The 23,291-nt window shown below is 63.8% G+C and carries 19 protein-coding genes, 3 tRNA genes and 3 rRNA genes; 9 read left to right on the top strand and 16 right to left on the bottom strand.

Translation table 11 applies throughout. The annotated features are described in order from the left end of the window. Positions 1 to 21: 21 nt before the first annotated feature. The 3 genes from MUK72_RS01040 to MUK72_RS01050 form a co-directional block, all read right to left on the bottom strand. Positions 22 to 474: a DUF5807 family protein gene (locus tag MUK72_RS01040; protein ID WP_244702907.1), complete on the bottom strand. Its 453-nt coding sequence runs from the start codon at positions 472 to 474 to the stop codon at positions 22 to 24. Positions 475 to 560: 86 nt separating this feature from the next. Further along, on the bottom strand, positions 561 to 992 hold the full coding sequence (locus MUK72_RS01045; protein ID WP_244702908.1) for a DUF7112 family protein: 432 nt from the start codon (positions 990 to 992) through the stop codon (positions 561 to 563). After that, a complete protein-coding gene (locus MUK72_RS01050) occupies positions 989 to 1,393 on the bottom strand; it encodes a 30S ribosomal protein S6e (RefSeq protein WP_004051950.1) in 405 nt (134 codons plus the stop codon). Before MUK72_RS01050 ends, MUK72_RS01045 begins: the two co-directional genes overlap by 4 nt. 122 nt (positions 1,394 to 1,515) lie before the next feature. On the opposite strand from MUK72_RS01050, the gene MUK72_RS01055 reads away from it, so the two are divergent. After that, positions 1,516 to 2,493, top strand: coding sequence for a DUF7537 family lipoprotein (locus MUK72_RS01055; RefSeq protein ID WP_244702919.1), 978 nt, complete (start codon positions 1,516 to 1,518; stop codon positions 2,491 to 2,493). 76 nt (positions 2,494 to 2,569) lie between these two features. Then, entirely contained in the window at positions 2,570 to 3,814 is a 1,245-nt protein-coding gene (locus MUK72_RS01060) for an MBL fold metallo-hydrolase (protein ID WP_244702921.1), read from the top strand. Here the strand turns inward: MUK72_RS01060 and MUK72_RS01065 are convergent, their stop codons facing one another. Continuing rightward, a complete protein-coding gene (locus MUK72_RS01065; RefSeq protein ID WP_244702924.1) occupies positions 3,815 to 4,783 on the bottom strand; it encodes an oxidoreductase in 969 nt (322 codons plus the stop codon). Positions 4,784 to 4,870: 87 nt separating this feature from the next. Here MUK72_RS01065 and MUK72_RS01070 point away from each other — a divergent pair, with 87 nt between their 5' ends. Continuing rightward, positions 4,871 to 5,263 carry a hypothetical protein gene (locus MUK72_RS01070; RefSeq protein WP_244702927.1) on the top strand — a complete coding sequence of 131 codons (393 nt, stop codon included), beginning with the start codon at positions 4,871 to 4,873 and terminating at the stop codon, positions 5,261 to 5,263. 23 nt (positions 5,264 to 5,286) lie between these two features. Here the strand turns inward: MUK72_RS01070 and MUK72_RS01075 are convergent, their stop codons facing one another. The 3 genes from MUK72_RS01075 to MUK72_RS01085 form a co-directional block, all read right to left on the bottom strand. Continuing rightward, on the bottom strand, positions 5,287 to 5,571 hold the full coding sequence (locus MUK72_RS01075; protein WP_244702930.1) for a DUF6360 family protein: 285 nt from the start codon (positions 5,569 to 5,571) through the stop codon (positions 5,287 to 5,289). 6 nt (positions 5,572 to 5,577) lie between these two features. Further along, entirely contained in the window at positions 5,578 to 7,350 is a 1,773-nt protein-coding gene (locus MUK72_RS01080; RefSeq protein WP_244702933.1) for a nitrite/sulfite reductase, read from the bottom strand. 83 nt (positions 7,351 to 7,433) lie between these two features. After that, on the bottom strand, positions 7,434 to 7,772 hold the full coding sequence (locus MUK72_RS01085; RefSeq protein ID WP_244702936.1) for a DUF8134 family protein: 339 nt from the start codon (positions 7,770 to 7,772) through the stop codon (positions 7,434 to 7,436). 461 nt (positions 7,773 to 8,233) lie between these two features. Here MUK72_RS01085 and MUK72_RS01090 point away from each other — a divergent pair, with 461 nt between their 5' ends. Continuing rightward, entirely contained in the window at positions 8,234 to 8,923 is a 690-nt protein-coding gene (locus tag MUK72_RS01090; RefSeq protein WP_244702938.1) for a DUF7119 family protein, read from the top strand. Between the two features lie 29 nt (positions 8,924 to 8,952). Then, positions 8,953 to 9,026, top strand: a tRNA-Lys gene (locus MUK72_RS01095). Between the two features lie 158 nt (positions 9,027 to 9,184). On the opposite strand, the gene MUK72_RS01100 is transcribed toward MUK72_RS01095, so the two are convergent. Next, positions 9,185 to 10,183 carry a hypothetical protein gene (locus MUK72_RS01100; RefSeq protein ID WP_244702940.1) on the bottom strand — a complete coding sequence of 333 codons (999 nt, stop codon included), beginning with the start codon at positions 10,181 to 10,183 and terminating at the stop codon, positions 9,185 to 9,187. Positions 10,184 to 10,287: 104 nt separating this feature from the next. Here MUK72_RS01100 and MUK72_RS01105 point away from each other — a divergent pair, with 104 nt between their 5' ends. Next, positions 10,288 to 10,665, top strand: coding sequence for a Rid family detoxifying hydrolase (locus tag MUK72_RS01105; protein ID WP_004051938.1), 378 nt, complete (start codon positions 10,288 to 10,290; stop codon positions 10,663 to 10,665). A gap of 203 nt (positions 10,666 to 10,868) precedes the next feature. Here the strand turns inward: MUK72_RS01105 and MUK72_RS01110 are convergent. The 6 genes from MUK72_RS01110 to MUK72_RS01135 form a co-directional block, all read right to left on the bottom strand. Next, a tRNA-Cys gene (locus tag MUK72_RS01110) sits at positions 10,869 to 10,944 on the bottom strand. Positions 10,945 to 11,168: 224 nt separating this feature from the next. Then, a 5S ribosomal RNA gene (gene rrf / locus MUK72_RS01115) occupies positions 11,169 to 11,287 on the bottom strand. Positions 11,288 to 11,419: 132 nt separating this feature from the next. Continuing rightward, a 23S ribosomal RNA gene (locus MUK72_RS01120) occupies positions 11,420 to 14,355 on the bottom strand. Between the two features lie 206 nt (positions 14,356 to 14,561). Then, positions 14,562 to 14,633: transfer RNA gene (locus MUK72_RS01125), tRNA-Ala, on the bottom strand. Positions 14,634 to 14,781: 148 nt separating this feature from the next. Continuing rightward, positions 14,782 to 16,255 (bottom strand): 16S ribosomal RNA (locus MUK72_RS01130). Together the 16S, 23S and 5S rRNA genes with 2 tRNA genes alongside form the textbook arrangement of a ribosomal RNA operon. 707 nt (positions 16,256 to 16,962) lie before the next feature. Next, the gene (locus MUK72_RS01135) at positions 16,963 to 17,274 is read right to left on the bottom strand and encodes a non-histone chromosomal MC1 family protein (RefSeq protein ID WP_004051937.1); all 312 of its coding nucleotides are present in this window, start codon (positions 17,272 to 17,274) and stop codon (positions 16,963 to 16,965) included. Positions 17,275 to 17,458: 184 nt separating this feature from the next. On the opposite strand from MUK72_RS01135, the gene MUK72_RS01140 reads away from it, so the two are divergent. Together MUK72_RS01140 and MUK72_RS01145 are read left to right on the top strand one after the other, a co-directional pair. Next, complete coding sequence (locus MUK72_RS01140; protein ID WP_004051936.1) at positions 17,459 to 17,656, top strand: hypothetical protein; 198 nt, start codon at positions 17,459 to 17,461, stop codon at positions 17,654 to 17,656. Between the two features lie 25 nt (positions 17,657 to 17,681). Next, positions 17,682 to 18,731 (top strand): quinone-dependent dihydroorotate dehydrogenase, encoded by a 1,050-nt coding sequence (locus MUK72_RS01145; RefSeq protein ID WP_244702944.1) that lies wholly within the window; start codon positions 17,682 to 17,684, stop codon positions 18,729 to 18,731. Here the strand turns inward: MUK72_RS01145 and pheT are convergent, their stop codons facing one another. Then, a complete protein-coding gene (gene pheT / locus MUK72_RS01150; RefSeq protein ID WP_244702947.1) occupies positions 18,732 to 20,444 on the bottom strand; it encodes a phenylalanine--tRNA ligase subunit beta in 1,713 nt (570 codons plus the stop codon). Beyond that, positions 20,444 to 22,018 carry a phenylalanine--tRNA ligase subunit alpha gene (pheS, locus tag MUK72_RS01155; RefSeq protein WP_244702951.1) on the bottom strand — a complete coding sequence of 525 codons (1,575 nt, stop codon included), beginning with the start codon at positions 22,016 to 22,018 and terminating at the stop codon, positions 20,444 to 20,446. Before pheS ends, pheT begins: the two co-directional genes overlap by 1 nt. A gap of 93 nt (positions 22,019 to 22,111) precedes the next feature. On the opposite strand from pheS, the gene MUK72_RS01160 reads away from it, so the two are divergent. Next, positions 22,112 to 23,176 (top strand): ferredoxin--NADP reductase, encoded by a 1,065-nt coding sequence (locus tag MUK72_RS01160; RefSeq protein WP_244702954.1) that lies wholly within the window; start codon positions 22,112 to 22,114, stop codon positions 23,174 to 23,176. Positions 23,177 to 23,291 lie beyond the last annotated feature (115 nt).

Consider the following 23,291-nt stretch of genomic DNA (forward strand, 5'->3'; position numbering starts at 1 on the left):
TGCGTGATGCGCTGCGACCGATCAGGCCGCGCCCGCGACCCAGCGCTCGGAGTAGACGCCCCCGCACTCACAGACCGCATAGGCGTGAATCACGTCGCCCTCGGCGTAGATGCCGCCGACGTCCTCGTTGCGCTCCTCGGCGAAGGCGAAGACGAATCGCGGGGCGTGCTCGTCGGTTCCGTCGGCGTCGGCATCGTCGCCGTCGGCCTCGGGGCAGTCCCCCTCGAAGGAGTCGAGATCGACCGTTCCTTCGGCGTCCATCGCCGCGCTCGCGAGCGTCATCGGATCGACGCCGGTCGCCCCCTCGAAGGCACTCCGGCCGCGCTCGGCGTCCAGAATCAGTGCGACGCCGTTGCCGACCGCCTCACCGTGCTGGGAGAGGGTTCCGAGGTCGGAGACGGCCGATTCGGCGAAGAACAGGAGCACGTCCTCGGGGCGCTCGCCGTCGAGGAACTGGCGTCGGTCGGGGTTCATGGAACCGTTACAGCGAGGGCGAACAAAAGGTCGCGGGACTCGTTTCGTCGGTTTCGAGAGCACCGATCGCGGACGACCGTTCGACGTCAGCCGTCGGCGTCGTCGAGATCGCGCGCGATGGCCGCCAGCCCCTCGTCGGGTGATTCGACGGCCTCGTAGACGACGCGCTCGCCGGGTTCGCGAACGCCGTAGAGAAATCCCGGCTCGACGACATCGACCAGCACGCTCCGTCCGTAGTCGATGTCCACAGCTCTGCGCCACGCTTCGAGGCGATCCTCGCCGTCGCGCTCGCGTGCGAGCCGGACGTTGCCGTACGCGCCGTTGATCTCGACGCCGTCCCCGCGGGCGCTCTCGATACGGGTGTGAGAAACGTCACCGTCGAGAACGAGACGGGTAGTCGTGAGTGGAAAACGGTCGTCCGCCGGCAGTTCGAGCCGGGAGCGGGTGCGTCCGCGGCGGGCGAGCGTCGCGCGCACCGTCTCGATCGACGGATGGTCGCTCGGCAGCCGGTCGGTCACTCGTCGTCTTCGTCCGCGTCGTCCGCGTCGAGCAGTTCGTCGATCGATCGGTCGCCGCGGGCCGTGATCGTGGCGTTGATCTGCTGGGTCTCGTCGCCGACTTCGCGCCCGCGGACGGTGACGCGCTTTCGCTCGCCGTCACGGGTCGGTTTGAACCCCGTTCCGCCCGAGAGCAGGACGGCGTTGAGCGCCGGACCGGCGATATCCTCGCGCATCGGTCGGCCGGCCGTATCCGAGCCACCGGTGAGTTCGAGCGTGTAGCCGTCGAGACCGACCGCGTCGCCGTCGACTTCCTCGCCGATCGAGCGTCCGATGAAGCGGTTTGCGTCCTGTCCCTCGACCGCGTTCTGGTAGGCCGCCCCGTCCTCGGGGTCGGCGACGACGACCGTGAAATCAGCCATGTGCGGGGAAGTCGGTCGGCGTTCAAAAGCGTATTGAAAGCTTCATGGCGGGAACGTCACGGACGGCGAACACGATCCACGACCAGCAGATTAATATTTACCCGGGCTGCAGACGATAACCAATGACACGACGGACGATTCTCACGGGGGTCGTCATCGCGCTCGTGCTACTGGCGGGCTGTAGCTCGTTCGCGAACGACCCGGCCGAATCTACTGCCACCAACGGAACGACGGCTGCCACGGGAACGCCGGCACCGACGGCGGAGACGACCGCCGCCGCAACGACGGTATCGACGGCGACAGCAACCGTGACGGCAACGGAAACGGCGACCGCAACGGCAACGCCGACATCGACAGCGACACCGACCGAGACCGCCACGCCAACACCGACCGAGACCGCCACGCCGACGGACACAACAACGGCGACGGAGACCGACGAGTCGGCGGCGTCGGCCGCCGGACCCGAGACGCCGCTGGACGCTGGCAGTATCGCCAGCGGACACGTCGAGGGGCTCAGAGCCGCCGGCAGCTTCTCGATCACCGATAGCGAGACGATAGAGGGTGCTGGCGAGGGTGGCGGAACCAACGACCGCAGCGGCCGGGCCGATCTCGAAGCGAACACGGCCCGACTGACGTCGCAGCCGACCGACGAGGCGACCCGCCACAGCTACGCCGAGGGTGCGACGGCCTACGAGAAAACGGAGTACGAGAGCATGGAGCCCCAGTACGAGGTCTCCGAACTCGGCCGGCCGCTCGCCGAGAGCCTGCTCACCGCCACAGAGATCCAGGAGACCGTCCGGGCGGTCGACTACGAGCGCTCGGGCAGCGTCACGCGCGACGGCCGCGAACTCGCCGTCTACGTCGCCAACGGCACCGACAGCCTCAGCACGGACGTCCTGTTCCGCGGCGAGGACGTCTCCGAGTTCAGCTCGACGCTCGTCGTCGATCCCGAGACGGGCATCGTCCACACGCTGAAAACCGAGCGCACGACCGACAAACTGAGCGCCGGCGAGCCGAACACGATCGTCGAAACCCTCGAATTCTCGGATGTCGGCTCGACCAGCGTCGAGCAGCCCGGCTGGGTCGACGATCTGAAGTAACGAAACAGCCAGAGAAGAGCGGACAGGGCGCGGACGGACCGACGGGCCGAAAGCCCGCAGCCGCGAAGGGCGGCCAATGAACGTCGAATTCCTCGGCGGCGCGCGCGAGGTCGGCCGGAGCGCGGTGCTGATCGACGACGAGCTGTTGCTCGATTACGGCATGAAAAGCGGGACGCCGCCGGGATACCCGGTCGGCTCTGTCGATCCGGAGGCGGTCGTCGTCTCGCACGGCCATCTCGATCACGTCGGGGCCGTGCCCGCGCTGCTGTCGGGCGACGATCGGCCGACGGTCCACTGGACGCCGCCGACGCGCGAGCTCGCGATGACGCTCGCCCGCGACACGCTCAAACTCCACGGCGGAACCTACGGCTGTCCGTTCACCGAAACCGAGCTACGACGGCTCACCCAGGTCTCGGAGACCCACGCATACGGCGAGTCGTTCACGGCCGCTGGCCACGAGATCACGCTCTACGACGCCGGCCACATCCCCGGCAGCGCGCACGTCCTCGTCGACGATGGCGAAACGCGGCTCTGTTACACCGGCGACTTTCATACTGGTCATCCCGACCGCGGCCAGCGTCTCGTCACCCCCTCGACCGCCCGACCTGACGCCGACGTCGTGATCTGCGAGAGCACCTACTCCGACACCGAACACGACCCCCGCGAGCACGTCGAGGAGCGATTCGCCGAGAGCGTCAGGAGAACGCTCTGGAACGGCGGGACAGTCGTCGTGCCGGCCTTCGCCATCGGTCGCACGCAGGAGCTACTCCTGGTCTGTGCGGCCCACGATGTCGACTGCTACGTCGACGGAATGGGAAAGGAGGTGACGGAGATGTGTCGACGCCATCCCTCGTTCGTCCGCGACGGCGACGCGCTCGATAGGGCGGCGGGCCACACCCGGTTCGTCACCGGTCGCGATGGCCAGCGAGAACGCATTGCCGCCGAGAACACCGCGATCGTCACCACCAGCGGGATGCTCTCGGGCGGGCCGGCGATGTCGTATATCCCCGAGATCCGTGCGGACCCGACGAACCTGATCGCCATGACCGGCCATCAGGTCGCCGGCACCCCTGGTCGCGAGCTGCTCGATACCGGGCGCGCGGAGATCGACGGGCGCGTCATGGCCGTAAGCGCACGGGTCGAGGCGTACGACTTCTCGGCACATGCCGACCGCCGCGGTCTGCTCGCGTATCTCGATTCGTACCGCGACGCGACGGTGCTCTGCGTCCACGGCGACCGCTGTCCGGCCTTCGCCGACGAGCTACAGGAACGGGGTTTCGACGCGAGTGCACCCGAGCGCGGCGAGCGGGTCGAGCTCTGATCAGTTCGAACTGAGATCGTACTGCACGCCGGTCAGGTTTTCGGAGACGTCCCAGAGCCGTCCGGCGGTCGTCTCGTCGTACGAACGCTCGCTGGAGCGCTGTGTTTCGGGCTGGCCACGTAGGTTCCCGACCCCACCCGGGCCGACGTACTCGCCGCCGTCGATGTCGTCGGCGGTCGCGGCGTAGAGCAAGGGGAGCGCGCCCGTCGCGGCGTCCTGGCCGATCACGGCGTTGGCGGCCTTCATTCCCAGCAGCCGGAGCGTGGAGCCCGCCTGCTCCGGCCCGCGCTTCTGGAGGTTCGTGTCGGCGTAGCCGGGATGACAGGCGACGCTCGAAACGCTCTCGACGCCCGTGGCACGGAGGCGGCGCTGGAGCTCGTAGGCGAACAGTACGTTCGCGAGCTTGCTCTGCCCGTAGGCGTCCCACTTGTCGTAGGACTCCTCGTGCTGGCGATCGGCGCTGCGCGCCACGCTGTCGAAATCGATCTCGCCGTTCTCGTGCAGCGCGCTCGACTGGGTGACGACGCGCGTCTCGCCGTCGGTGTCGCGGAGTTCGTCGAGCAGCAGGCCCGTGAGCGCGAAGTGGCCCAGATGGTTGACGCCGAACTGCGTCTCGAAACCGTCCGTCGTTTCGCCATACGGGACCGCCATCACGCCGGCGTTGTTGCAGAGGACGTGGAGTTCGTCGTGCGTGTCGGCGAAGCTCGTCGCGAACGCACGGATCGACGCGAGATCGGCGAGGTCGAGTTCGATCACCGTCAGTCGGGTGTCGGGAGCCTCGTCCCTGATGCGTTCACCCGCGTCGACACCGCGCTCGACGTTCCGACAGGCCAACACGACGTCCGCACCGTGAGTCGCGAACGCTTTCGCGGCCTGGAAGCCCAGCCCGCTGTTCGCGCCGGTGACCACGACGGTTCGATCGCTCAGATCGCCCATCCGCTCGGTCGTCCAGTCGCCGTTGGCGGTCATGGCCGTCGTGGGAGTGGCCGGCGGAAAGCGGTTGGCGTTGCGGCGACCGCACCAAACGTTTTGGTCGCTCTCGGCAATGGGGAGGGTATGGACGACCAGCAGGGTCCGGACGAGGACGAACGGGCGGCGCTCCACGACCTCCAGCTCGGCATCGAACACCTCCACCGGGGCTACGGCCACCTGCTCGCCTTCCACCACGCGATCGGCCGCGGCATGAACCGCTTCGACGACGCCCGCGAGCAGCTCCGCGCGAGCGGACACGACGAGCACGCCGACGCGCTCCGCGACGACCTCCTCCCGGCGGGCGTTGTCGACGAACAGTGGACCTACGAGCTGGTCGAGGCGTTCGTCGACGAGTTCCTCGATCCCGTCGACGAGTTCGAGGCGGACGTCCGCGAAGAACTGGCCGACGGTCGACGCCACGTCACCGAGGATCGCCAGCGGCGGGCGTGGCGCGAGCGCAGTGAAAAAGACTGGTAACGAAAGATAAGAGCGGGATCGGTTCAGTCGTCGTTCGCGTCCTCGACCGTCTCGGCGCGCTCTTCGAGGGCGGCGGCGACCGTCCGGGCCTGCTCGGGTGTGAGTTCGATCTCGTCGGCGTGGGCCGGTACGGCATCGAGATCGGTGTTGTCGAGTTCGAGCTGGAGTTTCACCGCATCGGGGTTTTTGCGGTCGGCCGTGACGTTCAACACAGCCAGCGCGTCCTCCTCGAAGCCGTGGCCCTCCGCCCGCCCGTCGAGCAGGTCGAGCGTCGTGTAGGCGTTGACCTTCAGGATGCGATCGCTCATCGGCGATCAGTCGTCGGCGGTGATCGGCGTGCCGTCAGCACGGGCCGGCGTCGGCCGATCGTCCATCTCGTCCTCGTCGGCGTAGGGATACCACGTCATCTTCGTGTTGTGCATGTACGGGTCCGCGTAGTCGGTCTCTTCGGGCTCGGCGAGTGCTTCCAGTTCCTCCTCGTCGCGCGCGGCGATGAACTCCCGGAAGCTCTCTTCGCCGGATTCGTCCTCGTAGGCCGCGAGCACGTTCCGGATGTAGCCCGGCACCTCGTCGGCCGCGACGCGCATCGCGATCCAGTCGGCGAAGTGGGGATCCTCGCCCAGCCCGCCGCCGAGCCCGATGTCGAACGCCTCGACCGGCTCGCCGTCCTTTCTCGTCTTCATTCCGCGAAGGCTGATATCGGCGATCTGTGGTTGGGCACAGGAGGCGGTACAGCCCGAGAGATGGATATGGAAGTCCTGGATTCCGGCCGGCAGCTCGACGTTCTCCTTCAGCCAGCGGGCGTACCGGACCTGTCGATTCTTCGTCTCGACGATCGACAGCGAGCAGAACTCCGTCCCGGTACACGCGATCGAGCCGCGCATGAACGGATGCGGGTCGGGCGAGTAGTCCTCCAGGAGCGGTTCGTCGAGGAACGCGTCGAGGCTCGCCTCGGGAACGTCGGTGACGATGACGTTCTGGCGCTGGGTGAGTCGCACCTCGCCGGTGCCGTATTCGTCGGCGAGGGCAGCGAGCTCGCGGACGTCGTCGACCCCCATCCGCCCGACCATGACGTTCAGGCCGACGTAGTAGTTGCCGTCGGGCTGTTCGTGGACGCCGATATGGTCGCCGTGTTCGTCCTGTCGGCCCGCGTTGTAGGTGTACTGTTCGCGGAGGTCCTCGCCCGCCGAGGGGAGTTCGTACTCGACGTACTCCTCCTGAAGGGTGTTCCGGATCTTCTCGGTGCCCCACTCGTCGACGAGGAACTTGATGCGGGCGTTGAACCGATCGTCGCGGTCGCCGTGGTCCCGAAAGAGCGCGGACATCCCCGCCGAGACCTTCGGGGCGTCCTCGGGCGTACAGAACACGTCGATATCGCGCGCGAAGCGCGGTTCCTTCCGCGAGAGACCGCCGCCGACGCGGACGTTGAACCCCATCGTCTCCTCACCGTCGATCTCCTTTCGGGCGGGCTCGAACGCGAGATCGTTGATATCGCCCTGGCCACAGCCCTCGTCACAGCCCGTCACCGAGACCTTCCACTTCCGGGGGAGGTTCTCGTAGGCGTCGTTGCCCTTGAACTCCTCGTGGAGCTGCTCGGCCACCGGCCACGCGTCGACGTGCTCGTGTTTGTCCTTGCCGGCGACCGGACAGCCGACGATGTTGCGCCACGAGTCGCCACAGGCCTGCATGGTCGACAGTCCATTGGCTTCGAGTTTGTCGAAGATCTCGGGCACGTCCTCGATCCGGATCCAGTGGAGCTGGATCGACTGGCGCGTGGTCCAGTCGCAGTACGCGCCACCGAACTCGGGATTGTCGGCCGGGCCACGGGCGTACTCATCGGCGATATCGGCGACCACCTCCAACTGGCCCGGTTCGAGCACGCCATTGGGCGTCCCGATCCGCATCATGAAGTAGCTCTCCTGGCCGTTGCGCTGGTGGTACAGCCCCCACCATTTGAACCGCTCGAACCAGGCGTCGTGCTCGTCGTCGGGGATCGACTCCCAGCCCTCCTCGGCGAACTCGAAGAGATGCTCGCGGATCTCCTCGCCGTAGACCTCGTCCTTCCAGCCTTCGACGTTGGTCGACATACCGTCGCAACGACCCCGACTCCTAAACCCTCCTCCGTGGTGTCAAACCTCCCCGCGTCTCGGTAAACGAGGAAAGAATTGCTTCATTCGGGCGACACCGGACGGGCGAGTCGGCTGCGTCGACACGGGATATGGACGCTCTCGGGCACGACGGAACGGAACTCGCCGTCGAGCACGCGACCGACGGCGAGCCAGTCAGTGACGCCGCTCGCACCACAGGCGATGCACTGACCGGCGATGCGCGCCTCGATAGCCCGCGTGTCGACGCCGACCTCGACGAACCCCTCGGCGAGGAAATCGGCCATCTCACAGCCACAGAACTCCTGTCTGGCGAGTCGCCAGAGGTTACTCACGCTCACCTCGCGGCTGTCGTTGACGCTGATCCACGCGCCGGCGTCGAGCTGATGGACGTCGATCGACACGGCCGCCCTTCCACCCCCAGTACACTATGTCTGTCGCCCGCTCGCCGCCGAGATTATGGTGACGCACGATTTCGAGAAAAACGCATGAAAGCGACGGTATTCGTCGGTGAGGTACGTCGAAGACACAGGCAGCAGTTGCCGGGAGATGAGAGCCGGGGTAGCGCTTACGGGTGAGCGCGTGCTTATGCTGGTACCGCCCCTGTCGAACAACGATGTCAGACACCGACGGCGCGCGTCAGCACGTTTCGGCAGACGTCGCGCCAGAGCTGTACGACTCGGAGGACGAACGATGAGCGAAGCCGAGGAGAGAGAGGAGGAACCGGCGACCGATCACCTCGACGACGTCGCGGACGGCTGTGGCTGCACCGAGATCTGGGAACACCTCTCCGAGCAGCGCGACGACTGAGCGTGGCACGATCGCGCGGCGAGGTGCTTTTGTCCGTTGGCGTTTCACATGGGATATGACCCCCGACGACGCAGCCGACGGGCCAACCGACCGCGAGTCACCCGTCGGCCAGCCGGTCGTCCGGGGTGACCCGACCTTTGCCGGCGAACACGCCCAGCAGGCGGTCCAGTTCGATCCCGACGATCCCGACAGCCTCAGTCGTGCCGCCGACATCGTCGAACGCTTCGCCGACGATTCGATCGGGGCGGCCGACAGCGTCTACATGCTTCGCGGGGCGGCCGCCTGTGCCGCACTCGTCCGCGGCGAGGGCTCCTACAAGGCGGCCGCCGAGCGAGCCGACGAGGGCGTCACGGTCTCGTTCATTCGGAAATGGGCACGCGTCCACGACCTGCCGCGACCGATCCGCCAGTACGTCGCCACCGGCGACATCGCTCCGACGGCGGCCAAGCATATCGCACGCGTCACCGACCGATCCCGATATCTCCTCGCGTGGGCCGTGCTCGACGGCGATCTCACCGTCCGCGAGGTGCGCTCGATCGCGAGCGCGATCAACGCCGGCACCGATCCCGAGGCGGTACTCGACGCCCACGACGTCACCCTCGGCGAGATGACGCTGCGCCTCCCGCGCGAGATCTACACCGATCTCAGACGCCAGGCCGCACGGAAAGGCGTTGATCCCGCGGTGCTGGTCGCGGAGGCGCTCAACGAGCAGCCGACCGACCCCACAACCGCCGAACGGTACTGATTTACGGCCGCCGCCCTCAGTCGAACCGAGGGCTGGTAGCTCAGTTAGGCAGAGCGTCTGGCTTTTAACCAGACGGTCGGGGGTTCGAATCCCTCCCAGCCCGCTGTTCTGCCGAACGATAGTGAGAACCGAACAGCGAACGTGACGGTTCGAGCGACAAAGCGGACTGAGCATGGCGAGTACAGAGACTGTGAAGCGAAGCGATTCCGTCGCACGAAATATCGATCGATACCGAAACGAAACCTGCGGCGGAGCGCCGGGTTAGCCTCTGACCGGCATATACGCCAGCGCGACGATGAGAACGGCGGCGAACAGGCTGATGATGACGGTCCCCCAGAGACCGAGGATACGGTTGTTGAACTCGTCAAGTTTCGTCTGTTCGGCCTGATAGCCCGAGACGTTCTGCGAGAGCGTGACCGAGCTGTTGGTCGGGAACTGCGCGACGTACGTCGTTCCGCCGATCGTCGCGTTCTCGCCGTCCTTCAGCTCCGCCGAGCGCGTCAGATTTCCTTCCCACGCGAGCGTCGCGCCGCTGGTGTTGACGCTTGCGACGCTCGACGAGTTGTTTTCGTACGGGAACGAGTCGCCGACCGAGACGTTCCGAACCTCCGGTGTCGGGAGATACTCGTCGAGGGGCTGGGTCGTCCCGTTACGGTAGCGGACGTACTGCGTGCCGTTCTCGCCGGTCAGCGCCACGTCGGCGACCGACGGGTCCTGCCGCAGGCGCTGGCTCGTCATGAACTCCTGGCGGAGGGTGAACGACGAGACGTTGGTCGCGTTGCCGGAGGCGTTGCCACCGGACGTGTTCCCGCCCGAAGCGTTGCCGGCCGTAGCGTTCGAGATGACGACGCGGAACCGCGTCGCGGAGTCGTTGCTGGCCGTCTCGCCGGTCGCAAGACTGGTTCCCGAGCCACCCGGAGTACCCGTCGCACTTGGCGAGGGGCTCCCGGTACCGGTCCCGGCACCACTGTCCGAACCGTTCGGTGCGGGACGATACTCGCCGTTCGCGAAGAGCAGTGACGAGTTGTTCGCGATCGACGTGGTGAACCGCGCCGATTCGTTGACCCGCGAGACGTTGCCTTCGCCGTCGTTGACGTTGACCGTCCACTCCGTGCCGCCGGCCGAGAGGGTATCGCCCTGCGAGTAGTTCTGTCCCGCGACCGATACCGACGGCTCCTGCGCCACCGTCGTCAGCGAAAACGCTCCAACGGCGACGAGGACGAAGAAGACGACGTAGATCGCCGCAGCCCGTCGTTGCATGTTCGCCAGAAACATTGCCGGTGGTATAATCGTTGCTTTTCGCCGGAGGACCGCGCGGGACGGCAACCAAAGCCATTAACTCACATCGGGTGGACAGCTGACACGTGAAACGAATCATCTCGACCGACGACGCACCGGCGGCCGTCGGCGCGTACAGCCAAGGAGCGACGACCGACGAGCTCGTCTTCACCGCGGGACAGCTCCCCTTCACCGCCGACGGGGACTCCCTCGCCGACGAATCGATCGCGACCCAGACCGAACAGAGCCTCGCGAACATCGAGGCCGTCCTCGCCGAGGAAGGACTCGACATGGACGACGTGGTCAAAACCACCATCTTCCTCGCCGACATCGACGACTTCGACGAGATGAACGAGGCCTACGGCGACGTCTTCGACGACGAGCCGCCCGCCAGAAGCGCCTTCGCCGTTGGCGATCTCCCGAAGGGCATCGGCGTCGAGATCGAAGCCATCGCCTCGCAGTAGCTCCACTCGCCGAGAGCCGCTGCTATCGATCCGATTTTTTGGAGACTATTCGTACTGCTAACCCCAACAGCGTAGGCTGATGACGAGAAGGAAATCGGTCATGCGACGAACCAATGGGCACGACATGTAGACGTCGAAATAGTAAAATCCTCGTCAGTAGGTCTTTCGAGCTGCAAACAGATGGGACGTGAGAAATCGTGTGAAGCCAAGGGCCGGATTTGAACCGGCGATGGGCGGCTCTGCAGGCCGCTGCGTTAGGCCGGACTCTGCCACCTTGGCGCAGTCGGGACTACTGGACTGACTGGCATAACGGTAGCGGTTTGCTACCGAGCGTTGCCACTTCGCGAGTGATGATGAGTGAGCTACCGAAAGGGGTAGCTCGAAGTATGAATGGGAGGCGGCGAACCACTAGTTATGAGCCGTTGTAACGGAGCGGTCTCGGGTTCCACCGGGACGGACCCTGCGTGTACTACCGATTGCGCTCCTGGGCTCACACTTGGCCCCTCTTGCGAGGCAGTTTTCCCAGAGGTTCGCACACTCCAGTACTCGCTGGAACGCTGGCGGGCTTATCTGCCGTGTTCGGGATGGGTACGGGAGTCGCCCCGCCGCTGTGGCCGCCTTAATGCCGATCCGCGGAATCGAACCGCGTAACGCCGACGATCGGTGGGCCGATGCGTTCGGGTATCTAATGTATGACGTGCGATCCAGTTAGCGCCTGGACCCGTCCAGCAGGACGGATTCCAATGCGATATGACTGATGTGGCTCGGTCTGTTAGTGCTCGCGGGCTGAACGCCTCGTTGCCTCGGCGCGTACACCCCGAGTCTATCGAACTCGTCTTCTACGAGTGACCTCGGCGGTACCTCTTTTCCGGGTGGGTTTCGAGCTTAGATGCGTTCAGCTCTTACCCCGTGTCGCGTGGCTGCCCGGCACGTGCCCTCTCGGACAACCGGTACACCAGTGGCGACCAATCGTAGTTCCTCTCGTACTATACGATCGTTCCCGTCAGGTACCATGACACCCCCAATAGATAGCAGCCGACCTGTCTCACGACGGTCTAAACCCAGCTCACGACCTCCTTTAATAGGCGAACAACCTCACCCTTGCCCGCTGCTGCACGGGCAGGATGGAGGGAACCGACATCGAGGTAGCAAGCCACCCGGTCGATATGTGCTCTTGCGGGTGACGACTCTGTTATCCCTAAGGTAGCTTTTCTGTCGTAAATGGCCCGCATCAAGCAGGCTCATCCGTTCGCTAGACCGCGCTTTCGCGTCAGCGTTCTCGTGTTGGAGAGAACACTGTCAGACCACCTTTTGCTCTTGCGCTCTATTCCGGGTCTCCGACCCGGATGAGGTGATCTTCGGGCGGGCTCGATATCTTTTCAAGCCCGTACCGCCCCAGTCAAACTGCCCAGCTACCGGTGTCCTCCTCCCGGAGTAAGGGTCACAGTCACTAGTGGGTAGTATTTCAGTGATGTCTCGGCGGCCCGCTAGCGCGGGTGCCTGCGTGACGACTCCTACCTATCCTGCACACTAGCGACCGTGTCCCAGCGACAGCTTGCAGTAAAGCTCTATAGGGTCTTCGCTTCCCCTTGGGGGTCTCCAGACTCCGCACTGGAACGTACAGTTCACCGGGCCCAACGTTGGGACAGTGACGCTCTCATTCATCCATTCATGCGAGCCGCTACTGAAGCGGCAAGGTACTACGCTACCTTAAGAGGGTCATAGTTACCCCCGCCGTTGACGGGTCCTTCGTCCCGTTGTACCGGGTGTTCAGATACCCGCACTGGGCAGGATTCAGTGACCGTACGAGTCCTTGCGGATTTGCGGTCACCTGTGTTGTTATTAGACAGTTGGAGCGTCCGAGTCGCTGCGACCTGCCTCATTCCGAGGCAGGCATCCCTTATTGCGAACGTACGGGACTAACTTGCCGAATTCCCTAACGTCGGTTGTCCCCGACAGGCCTTGGCTTTCGCCGCCACGGACACCTGTGTCGGATCTGGGTACGGACCGCGTGCGCCTTTTCACGGGCCCCAGGTTGGACCGAATTTCTCTATCTCACCGTTCGCCCGCTTCGTGCCGTTACGGCTTCCACGAGTTTTGGTGATTCGACCGGGCGAGTGCCCGGCTCGGTCGACCCCGAGGCGTCGGCATGATTGCACGCGGGCACTGGAATATTAACCAGTTTCCCGATTCGTCCTACTCGAACTGCGGTAGGACTGAGGACCGGCTAACCCTCGGTTGACGAACATTGCCGAGGAACCCTTGTCCGTGAGGCCGTCGGGATTCTAACCCGACTACCGCTGCTACTGTGGCCAGGATTATCGTCACCGTTCGGTCCATACGAACTCTCGCCCGTACTTCCACCCAAACGGAGCGCCGACCTACTGGATCGCACTATACAGTGCGCCGCTAGGTCTCGGTGGTGGACTTGAGCCCCGATCATTTTCGGCGCTCCAAACCTCGGCCGGTAAGCTGTTACGCTTTTCTTAGCGGGTAGCTGCTTCTAAGCTCACCTCCCGGCTGTCTATGGCTCGGAACCACCTTCGATCGCACTTAGTCCACACTTGGGGACCTCAACCAAGCTCTGGGTTGTCTCCCTCATGGTGCACAGGCTTACCCCGCACACCGCTCTCCCCGCGTCGACGGCGTTCGTAGGTTCGGAGTTCGACAGGAGGGCCGACTCCTCTCGGAGTCGGTCCCTCCAATCGGTCGCTCTACCCCACGAACTACCTCGGCGGAGGTCATGCTTCGACATGTTTCGGTCGGAACCAGCTGTTGCCGGACTCGATGGGCCTTTCACCCCTACACACTGGTCACGGGAGGGTATTGTAGGACACCATCCCTAACAGGCCTCCACGCAGCTTTCGCCACGCTTCACCTTGCCATCGTGTAGATCGTCCGGATTCGGGTCGTGTCCGCTCGACTCCCCGCGCTTGAACACGGCGGCCCTGGTACGTAGAACGCACTGCGGCCATGTCGGTTTCCCTATGCCTTCCCCGATGCTCGGGTTAGACTCGTCAAGCAGACACACTCCCTGGCTCGTTTTTCAAAACGCACGACGGAACATCGGCTCGTCTCGGTTGCTACTGCGGGGTCGCCCCCGGGTCGTTCACTAAGACGCCTTTTATGCCCCGTCGCTCGATCGCCAACTGAGTTCAAGCCCTATTGCACCTCCCTTTGTGGGGTGCTTTTCAGCGTTCGCTCACGCTACTTGTTCACTATCGGTCTCGAGATGTGTTTAGTCTTGGCCGTCGATGCCGGCCATATTCACGAGGGATATCCAACCCCCGATACTCTGGAGCTGACGCACACCGTACTGGTCTGTGTTACGGGGTTTTCACCCTGTCTCACGCTCCGTTCCAGGAGACTTCACACAGACGATCCGGTGCTGAGAGTCAGTCCGAACACCACATTGCTCGTGGGGCAAAGCCCCGTAAGCTTCGGTTTGGACTGCGTCGCGTTCACTCGCCGTTAGTAACGACATCCCATTCGGTTTCTCTTCCTGCCGGTACTGAGATGTTTCAGTTCCCGGCGTTCCCCATTGCGCGAAGCAATTGCGGTGGGGATTCCCATTCGGAAATCTCAGGTTCTTCGCCTCCGTGCGGCTCCCCTGAGCTTATCGCAGCTTGGCACGTCCTTCATCGGCACTCGAGCCGAGCTATTCACCAGTTGGCATAGTAGCCACGGTCTTCTAATCAGAATCCATGAACCCGCTGAACGGGTCCAGTGGACGCCTGGATCGCACGTACACACAGTCTCATGGACGCGCCCGAGTGTCACGAGGCACGCCTCAACCCTTCCCACCCACGCTTGCACGAGGTGGTGCATCGGTTCGGTCGGACTCGAACATATCCCCGAGCCCCACTTAAGGGACTCGGTTCGTCCGAGTCGACGGATGGACCCACTGGGATTCGAACCCAGGGCATCCTCCTTGCAAAGGAGGCACTCTCCCACTGAGCTATGGGCCCGCCTTCCGTTTTTCCGCAGGCCGACTGCCACGGAAGGCTCGTGTTTGCTGTCAGCCCTGATAGTTCGTAGGTGCCCGGTCGGCACCGCGAGTCACGAACGCGAACACAGTTGCAAATGGGTCGGGCCGTCGGCCCGATCCCGGTCTGTAGGAGGTGATCCAGCCGCAGATTCCCCTACGGCTACCTTGTTACGACTTAATCCCCCTTGCGAAGCCCAGATTCGACCGGCGTTGCGCCGGCCTCATCCGGACCTCACTCGGGTGATTTGACGGGCGGTGTGTGCAAGGAGCAGGGACGTATTCACCGCACTCTTCTGAAATGCGATTACTACCGAATCCAGCTTCATGCGGGTGGGTTTCAACCCGCAATCCGAACTACGACCGAGGTTAGGAGATTAGCGTCCCCTCTCGGGGTAGCGTCCCACTGTCTCGGCCATTGTAGCCCGCGTGTCGCCCGGCACATTCGGGGCATACTGACCTACCGTTGCCCGTTCCTTCCTCCGTCTTAGCGACGGCAGTCTCCCTAATGTACCCAGCCAGCACAAGGCTGCTGCTGGCAATTAGGGACGCGGGTCTCGCTCGTTGCCTGACTTAACAGGACGCCTCACGGTACGAGCTGACGGCGGCCATGCACCTCCTCTCAGTGGCTCAAGTAAGCCCATCAGACTGACTGTCACTGCACACTGTCGGTGCCGGTGAGATGTCCGGCGTTGAGTCCAATTAAACCGCAGGCTCCTCCGGTTGTAGTGCTCCCCCGCCAATTCCTTTAAGTTTCATCCTTGCGGACGTACTTCCCAGGCGGCTCGCTTCTCGGCTTCCCTACGGCACAGCGCTGGCTCGTAGCCAACGCCACACCTAGCGAGCATCGTTTACAGCTTGGACTACCCGGGTATCTAATCCGGTTCGAGACCCAAGCTTTCGTCCCTCACCGTCGGGTCCGTTCTCCAGAGACGCTTTCGCTACCGGTGGTCCGTCCAGGATTACAGGATTTCACTCCTACCCCGGACGTACCTCTCTGGTCTCCCGGCCCCAAGCCGACTGGTTTCCGCCGGACGTCCACCCGTTGAGCGGGTGGATTTCCCGACGGACCTGTTCGGCCGGCTACGGACGCTTTAGGCCCAATAATAGTGGCTATCACTCGAGCTGCCGGTATTACCGCGGCGGCTGGCACCGGTCTTGCCCAGCTCTTATTCTGAGACCTTCTTACGGTCACGAAAAGCGAGGACTGTATGCCCTCGCACTCGGGGTCCCCTTATCGCACTGGCGTGCAGTGTAAAGGTTTCGCGCCTGCTGCGCCCCGTAGGGCCCGGTATCTTGTCTCAGATACCGTCTCCGGGTTCTTGCTCTCACAACCCGTACCGATTATCGGCACGGTGGGCCGTTACCCCACCGTCTACCTAATCGGCCGCAGTCACGTCCTCCGGCGGCGGACCGTTTCCGACTTTCTGTATTCCAACATGAAAGCAGTATCTGGGATTGACCTCAGTTTCCCGAGGATATCCCGGTCCAGAGGGTAGTTTGACCACGTGTTACGGAGCTATTTGCTACGGGTCTAAACCCGTACAACTAGCATGGCTGAATCGGACCCCGATAGCAATAGCCTCCGGCAGGATCAACCGGAATGTCCCGAGCACGAAGGCTCGGGGGGTTAGGCGGGAACACAAGGTTGTGTTCACCTATCGGGTTCGCGTTCGTGACACCGCGGACCGAACCGGGTGTCACCGAACTATCAGGGCTAACGTCAGATCCCGTCTTGACGGCGGACCGCAGGGGCGGAATCCTCATCTCCTTCGGATCTCTTCGTACACCGTTCGAAGGGATAAACCCTTCGAAGCGGCGACCCGGTGAGCGAGCCGACCTCGCCCACCACGATCCGGCGAGAGCCGAGTTGAACGGCCCCCGAGTGTCGCTTTCTTTCTGCATTCCATCCGAGTGCCCTGTACCACTTAAGGGCGTCGGATCGTCGTTCGGTCGATCGATCGTTTCCAACCGACCTTCGCATTCCATTCGAATCCCGGGTAACGGATAAACCCGTCGGAAGAGACGCCGTGTGTCGCCCGTTCACGCCGAACTCGTGTGTTGCTATACCGGGCGGGGTTCGATGCCGGGGTTGGTAAATATTGCTGCTACCAAAAGGGGAGATTCCCGAAATAGTCGCGAAAAGCGGCGAACTATCATCATTGTGACTGTGTGGTCCTCGAAGAGCTGTTGCGCGGCTGGAGGTCGACCGTTCATCCCGCGCGTGTGCGTCGGGTCGGGTCGGATGTCTGGCCGCGCATGTGGGCATCGGCGCGTCGAACAAAAAGTCGGCCCGGTTCGTCGCTCGTGGACTACAGCTCTTCGAGATGTTCGATGCCCTGTTTCGAGACGTTCGCCTCCGTGATCCGGTCGGGCATCCAGTTGGGTTTGTCGTCGGGTGCGTCCTCGCGCCACGCCCAGCCCTCGTAGATGTGGACCTTCTGCGTGCCCTTCTCGCGGAGCCGGAGATCCGCCCGACCGGCATCGTCCTCCGAATCAGCGGGTTCGAGCCGGCGAGCAGCCTTCAACGCCGCCTGCCGTGGCGTCCGTCCCGAGAAGACGCTCGTTTCCCCATCACTCTCGCGCAGTGCGAAGTTCCGCTTACCGTCCGTATCACGTGCCATGGTTTTGATCGCTCCATGCGAACCCAACGCAGGCCACATTATAAATATATCCCCCGCTACGGGGCGTCGACACGGATCGGAGCCGCCATCGAAACGCCGATCACCGACAACAGGAATGATCCGGTCGCCGCTCGGACCGTAACGTTAAGTGTATGCTACGTCGAACCCCGGTCAAGACTCCGCGATGGTACGGAAAAAGAAACTGAGTCCCAGCGGGGCAAAGGACGACGACGGCGAATACCACAACGTCCACGTCAACCTTCACGAGGACGAGCTGGCCGTCGCCGGGATGGCCATCGGCGACGAGGTGTTCGTCCGGGTGCGCGAGGACAAGATCATCATCCAGAAAGCCGACCAGGACGAGGTCGAGCACGACTTCTGAGTCGCCCAAACGACTCGATTTTCCAATGCGCGCGTACGATGCCCTGAAGCCACTGTTGTTCCGCCTCCCGCCCGAAACCACCCACAGAGCCGCTCACACACTCCTAGACGGTGTCCAGCACACACCGATCGAACGCGCTCTCGACGCCCGCTACACCGTCGACGATCCCCGACTGCGGACGGAGGTGTTCGGCTGCGAGTTCCCGAACCCGATCGGCGTCGCCGCCGGCTTCGACAAGAACGCCGAGGTCCCGCGCGGGCTCTCGAAACTCGGCTTCGGCCATGTCGAAGTCGGTGGCGTCACCGCCGAGCCACAGTCGGGCAACCCGCAGCCGCGACTCTTTCGCCTCCCAGGGGACGAGGCACTGGTCAACCGGATGGGGTTCAACAACCACGGTGCCGACCGCATCGGCGACCGGCTCACGCGTGCGCGCGTTGATGTCCCCGTCGGCGTCAACATCGGAAAGTCGAAGGCGACGCCGCTCGACGAGGCGGCCGCCGACTACCGCTACTCCTACGAACGCTGCGCGGCGGGCGACTACTTCGTCGTGAACGTCTCCAGCCCGAATACGCCAGGCTTGCGCGATCTCCAGAACCGCGAGCATCTGGAACGAATCCTCGGCACGCTCCAAGACGCCGGCGCGAACCCGCTGCTCGTGAAGCTCTCGCCGGATCTCACCGATGACGCGACCGCGGAAGCGATCGCGGTCGCCGAAGAACGCTCCCTCGACGGCGTCATCGCCACGAACACGACCACCGAGCGGACGTCGTCACTCCGTGGGGAGCACCGAACCGAAGAAGGCGGGCTCTCGGGAGCACCGCTCGAATCGCGCGCGACGAGAACCGTTCGGTTCGTGGCCGAGCGCACCGACATGCCAGTAATCGGTGTCGGTGGCGTCTCAAGCGCTATGGACGCTTACCGAAAGATCCGGGCCGGCGCATCCCTCGTCCAGCTCTACACCGGACTCGTCTATCGGGGACCGGCCATCGCGCGCGAGATCAACCGTGGCCTGCTCGCACTCATAGAACGCGACGGGTTCGAATCGGTCGCCGACGCGGTCGGCGCGGATCGCTGATTATCGCAGCGCGTCGGCACGAAGCTCGAAGCCGACGACGGGAACCTCCAGCCCGTGCTCGACGAGTATCTCCGGATGGAGTTCGCCGACGACACCCACGTGCTCGCCGTCGAGCACGACGCTCGCGACACGGCCCTCGATGAACGAGGGATGGTCGGTCGCAAGTGTTGCCAGTTCGACGTCGAACGCGCGCGCGAGCGACGCCAGTCGTCCCTTCGCGTCCTCGTAGGAGGCATCGGTCCGGGCGAGCACGCCGGCGACGCGGCGCTCCTCGGCGACGTTCGTGTTCTCGTCGGAGTCGACGTGGGCGGCGAGACCGACCTCGGCGAGCTCCTGCGGGTAGCGCCGATGGGTGTTGTTCTCCAGAACCATCAGCAGCGAGGGGAGCGCCCACGTGCGGACGATCTCGTAGTCGCGGCTGTACGGTTCGGCGATGGTCGCGGGCTCGGCGGCCCCGAGCGCGTCGTCGTCCGGCGAGAGCCCCATCCGGTCGAAGTTCCCCGATTCGCCGATGAGATGGAAGTTCAGCAGGTCCTCGAATCCCAGACCGACGAGCGTCTCGCGGATCGCCCGCTCATGGCGCGAGCGTTCGTGACGGCCACCGACGGTGCTGACGTCCGGGTACTCCGGCTCCAGACGGTTGAACCCGTACGCGCGCCCGATGTCGTCGATCACGTCGACGGGATGGAGCACGTCGGTCCGGTAGGGCGGGATCGAAACGCGATAGCTGAGTGCGTCAGCCTCGCCGTCGCTCTCGGCGTCGAGCCCCGCGCGTTCGAGCAGATCGATCACCTCCCGCTCGTCGACGTCGATGCCGAGCGCGCGCTCGATGCGCCGATGGGTGACGGTCTTTTCGTCAGTCTCGAAATCAGGGCGGTCGAGCGTGCGATCGGGATATTCGACGCTCACGCGCTCGATCGTCGCCCCACGCGCGTCGAGCGCGTAGCAGATGATGGTGCACATCCGGTCGATCGTCCACTGGTCGGTGCCCGTGAGTTCGACGAACAGCTCTCGACTACCCGTGTTGACCTCGGTGCGCCGGCCGTTGATCACCGGCGGGAACGAGAACAGCCCGAGATCGTCGTAGATGGCGGGGTAACGCTCGTAGCCATCGAGCAGGGGGGCGTACGTCTCGCCAGTCGGATGATCGGTGAGCACCTCGGCGGGCGTGAGTTCGTCGTTGCTATCGAGCGGGACGAAACTCTCCCCGTCCGGATCGATGCCGCGATAGCTGATCGAGTTCTCGCCGCCCTCCACCCGTGATCGACCCTTCAGCATCGTCAGATCGTGAATGCCGATCGCGCCCTTCGCGCGCCCGCGACCCATCGTCGCGTGGAGCTTCTCCTGGAGCTGGATCAGCGAGTCGAGCCCCGCCGCGTCGAGATCGAGACCGCGGATCACGGCCCCGGTGACGTACGGGCGCTCGTCGGGCACGCTCTCGTCGACCTCGATCGTCCAGTCGGCGTCGTTGGTCGACGGGACGTAGACACCGCTATCGTCGCCGTACTGATAGCGCAGCGAGCGCGCGACGCCCTCGACCGAGAGGCGATCCAGTCGATCGGCCTCGAACTCCAGTTGAAACAGTCCGTCCTCGGTCTCGCCCTCGAATTCGAGGCCGAGCTCGAAGAGATCGTCGAGCAGTTCGTCGTCGCCCTTCTCCCCGTGACCGGTGAACCGCCTGAGCTCGTCGGGATCGACGTCGACGACGGGCATCAGTAGACCACCTCCGCGTTCCGCAGGAAGTCGAGATCGACGAGCGTCCCGTGGACATCACGGATATCCTCGAAGCCGTGCGTCAGCATCAGCAGCCGTTCGAGCGCGAGCCCCCAGGCCATCACGTCGCAGTCGACGCCGAGCGGATCGAGCATCTCCGGGCGGAACAGTCCAGAGTTGCCGATCTCGACGAGCTCGCCCGTGGTGGGATGTTCGCCGAACAGCTCGAAGCTCGGCTCCGTGTAGGGGTTGTACGTCGGCTTGAACTCCAGATCGGTGATGCCGAACTGGGCGTAGAACTCGGTGAACGTGCCCATCAGGTCACGGACGGAGAGGTCTTCGGCCATCACCAGCCCTTCGATCTGGAAGAATTCGAGGAGGTGAGTCGCGTCGAGGGTGTCGTTCCGATACACCTTCTCGACGCTGAACAGCCGCTGTGGCGGTTCCAGGTCTCCAGTTGCGACGCCGGCGAGATGGCGCGCCGACAGCGAGGTCGTGTGCCCGCGCAGCGAGAGCCGTCGGGCGACGTCGGTCGACCACGGCGAGTGATAGCCGTCGCCGTCCGGGCCGACCCCCTCGCGGTGGGCGTGTTCGACGCCCGCGACCAGTTCGTCGGGGAGATCGTCGATCGCGTCGGGGTCGGCAAGCGTGAACTGGTCCCAGTGGGTTCGTGCGGGGTGATCCTGGGGCATGAACAGGCAGTCGTTGATCCAGAACTCGGCGTCGGCGTGGGGACCGTCCATCTCCTCGAACCCCATCCCGACGAGCACGTCCGTCACGCGCTCGGCGGTCCGTCGAAGCGGATGGAGACGGCCGGCCTGTGCACGCTCGGCGTCGGCTTCGACGTTGTACGCGGCGAAATCGGCGTCGCGCCACTCGCCGGTGGTGAGCATCTCGGGGGTGAGCGCCCCGACGGTATCCGCCGTTTCGATCCCCTCCATCAGCGCGGTGACGCCGTCGTCGGTAAGCAGGACGGAACGAGTGGTAGATACTTCTCGCTCAATCAGACCACGATGTTCTAATTGCTTATATACTTCTTCTGAACTACGCATATATCCATCACCAGGTTCAGTACCTTCTTCAGCCGAGTCTATCGTTGTCCTCGGGAGAGTACCCTCCGCCCATTCATCAAGGTCCTGTAGAATGTGATGTTCAGCATCGTTTTTAACATCCATATCGGGATTGGCTGATATTTCGCCACCTGAGATCGAACCATACCCCTTCCGGGCATAGTTCGAGAGTGCGATTTCGACCTGCGGTCCCTCTATTCCAGCGGCGTTGATAGCCTGATTTATTTGGACAGGTTCCATATCAGCGCCTTCTCTAATCGCGGCACTATACAGATCGTTCTCTGGAAGGTTACTGCTGGCATATTGTTCCCCTTCAGCAGTCAGGGAGGGAACATCACGAATACGATCCGCAACTTCGACCAACCCTTCCTCTTCAAGCGCGAATGCCGCGCCCGCGGCCGTGTCCGAATTGAGACTAGTCTCCTTTGCAAGCTCTTCTATCGTTTTCTGATTGCTCGCGCTCGCGGCTTCGAGCACCGCAAGTTGTGCGTCCGGGAGTCTCATGATAAGTGTATGCCGCGTCGCTCAACTAACGGTTCCGACTCGGGCCGAGCCCGCCGAAGAGCTAACCGCGTCGAGCGAGAGGCTTCGGGAAAGATGTCGCCGAAACGCATCGCCGAGGCGGAGGCCGACGAGGCCGAGATCGAGAACCAGCGGGCCACCATCACCGAACGTGCGGCGATGGACCGCCAGCGCGGCGACGAGATCGGGAACGTGCTCGACACCGATCGCGAGACGCTCGTCGAACGTGCGGAAGTCGACGATCGGCCTGGCGACGTGGTCGACGATCGAGAGTCGTGGGACGAAGCCATCGAGCAACTCGCCGCGACAGGTGAGGAATCGATGGCCGACGCGATGGCGACGAAGGTCGACACTCTCCGCGGGCGGGCCGAGCGGGAACATCCGTCGCTGTTGCGCCTGCGCTTTCGCCCCGAGGAATCCTTCGAGTTCGTGCCGGGCCAGTACGCGCGCATCAGCTACGAAGCGGAGGAGCCGCGCGTCTACTCGATCGCGAGTTCGCCCAACCGCGACGAACTCGAACTCTGCATCCGGCGCGTGCCCGACGGCGAACTCACGCCCGACCTCTGCGACAGAACCGCCGAAGGCGACGAGCTGTTCCTTCGCGGACCCTACGGTGACGAATTCATGCTCCAGGACCCCTCCGAACGCGATCTCGTCTTCATCGCCACCGGCACGGGTGCGGCCCCGTTCAAGAGCATGATCGAGTACACCTTCGAGGAAGACCGCGACGAGTTCGAGGGTCACGAACGCGACGTCTGGCTGTTCCTGGGGGCGTCCTGGAAGGACGACCTCCCCTATCGCGAGGAGTTCCTCACGCTCGCGGACGAAAACCCGAACTTCTACCCTGTGTTCACCTGCAGCCGCGAGGAGTATCTCGGCGACTGGGACGGCGAGACCGAATACGTCCAGCACACCTTACTCAAATATCTCGCCCCGGACTGCGTCGATATCGACGGCCTCCCGCCGGAGGTCGCCGAGTTCGTCGGCGGCGAGACGAAAACCGGCGTCGAAGCGCGGATCGACCCGAAAAACGCCGAGGTGTACGTCTGTGGGATCGGCGCGATGTGCGAGAGCGTTCGCGAGGTCGTCGAGCCGCTCGGTGTGCCCGATCTCTACTACGAGGAGGAAAGCTACGGGTAGGCGAGGACTTCACCGACGCAACGAACCGCGGTGTTGTCCACGGACAACATCGGAATATATCAATGCATAGGCGTGAGATTTTTACATACTTGGAGCGAGCCTATCGAAGTGATGA

This window comes from Halococcus dombrowskii (assembly GCF_022870485.1).
Taxonomy (GTDB): domain Archaea; phylum Halobacteriota; class Halobacteria; order Halobacteriales; family Halococcaceae; genus Halococcus; species Halococcus morrhuae.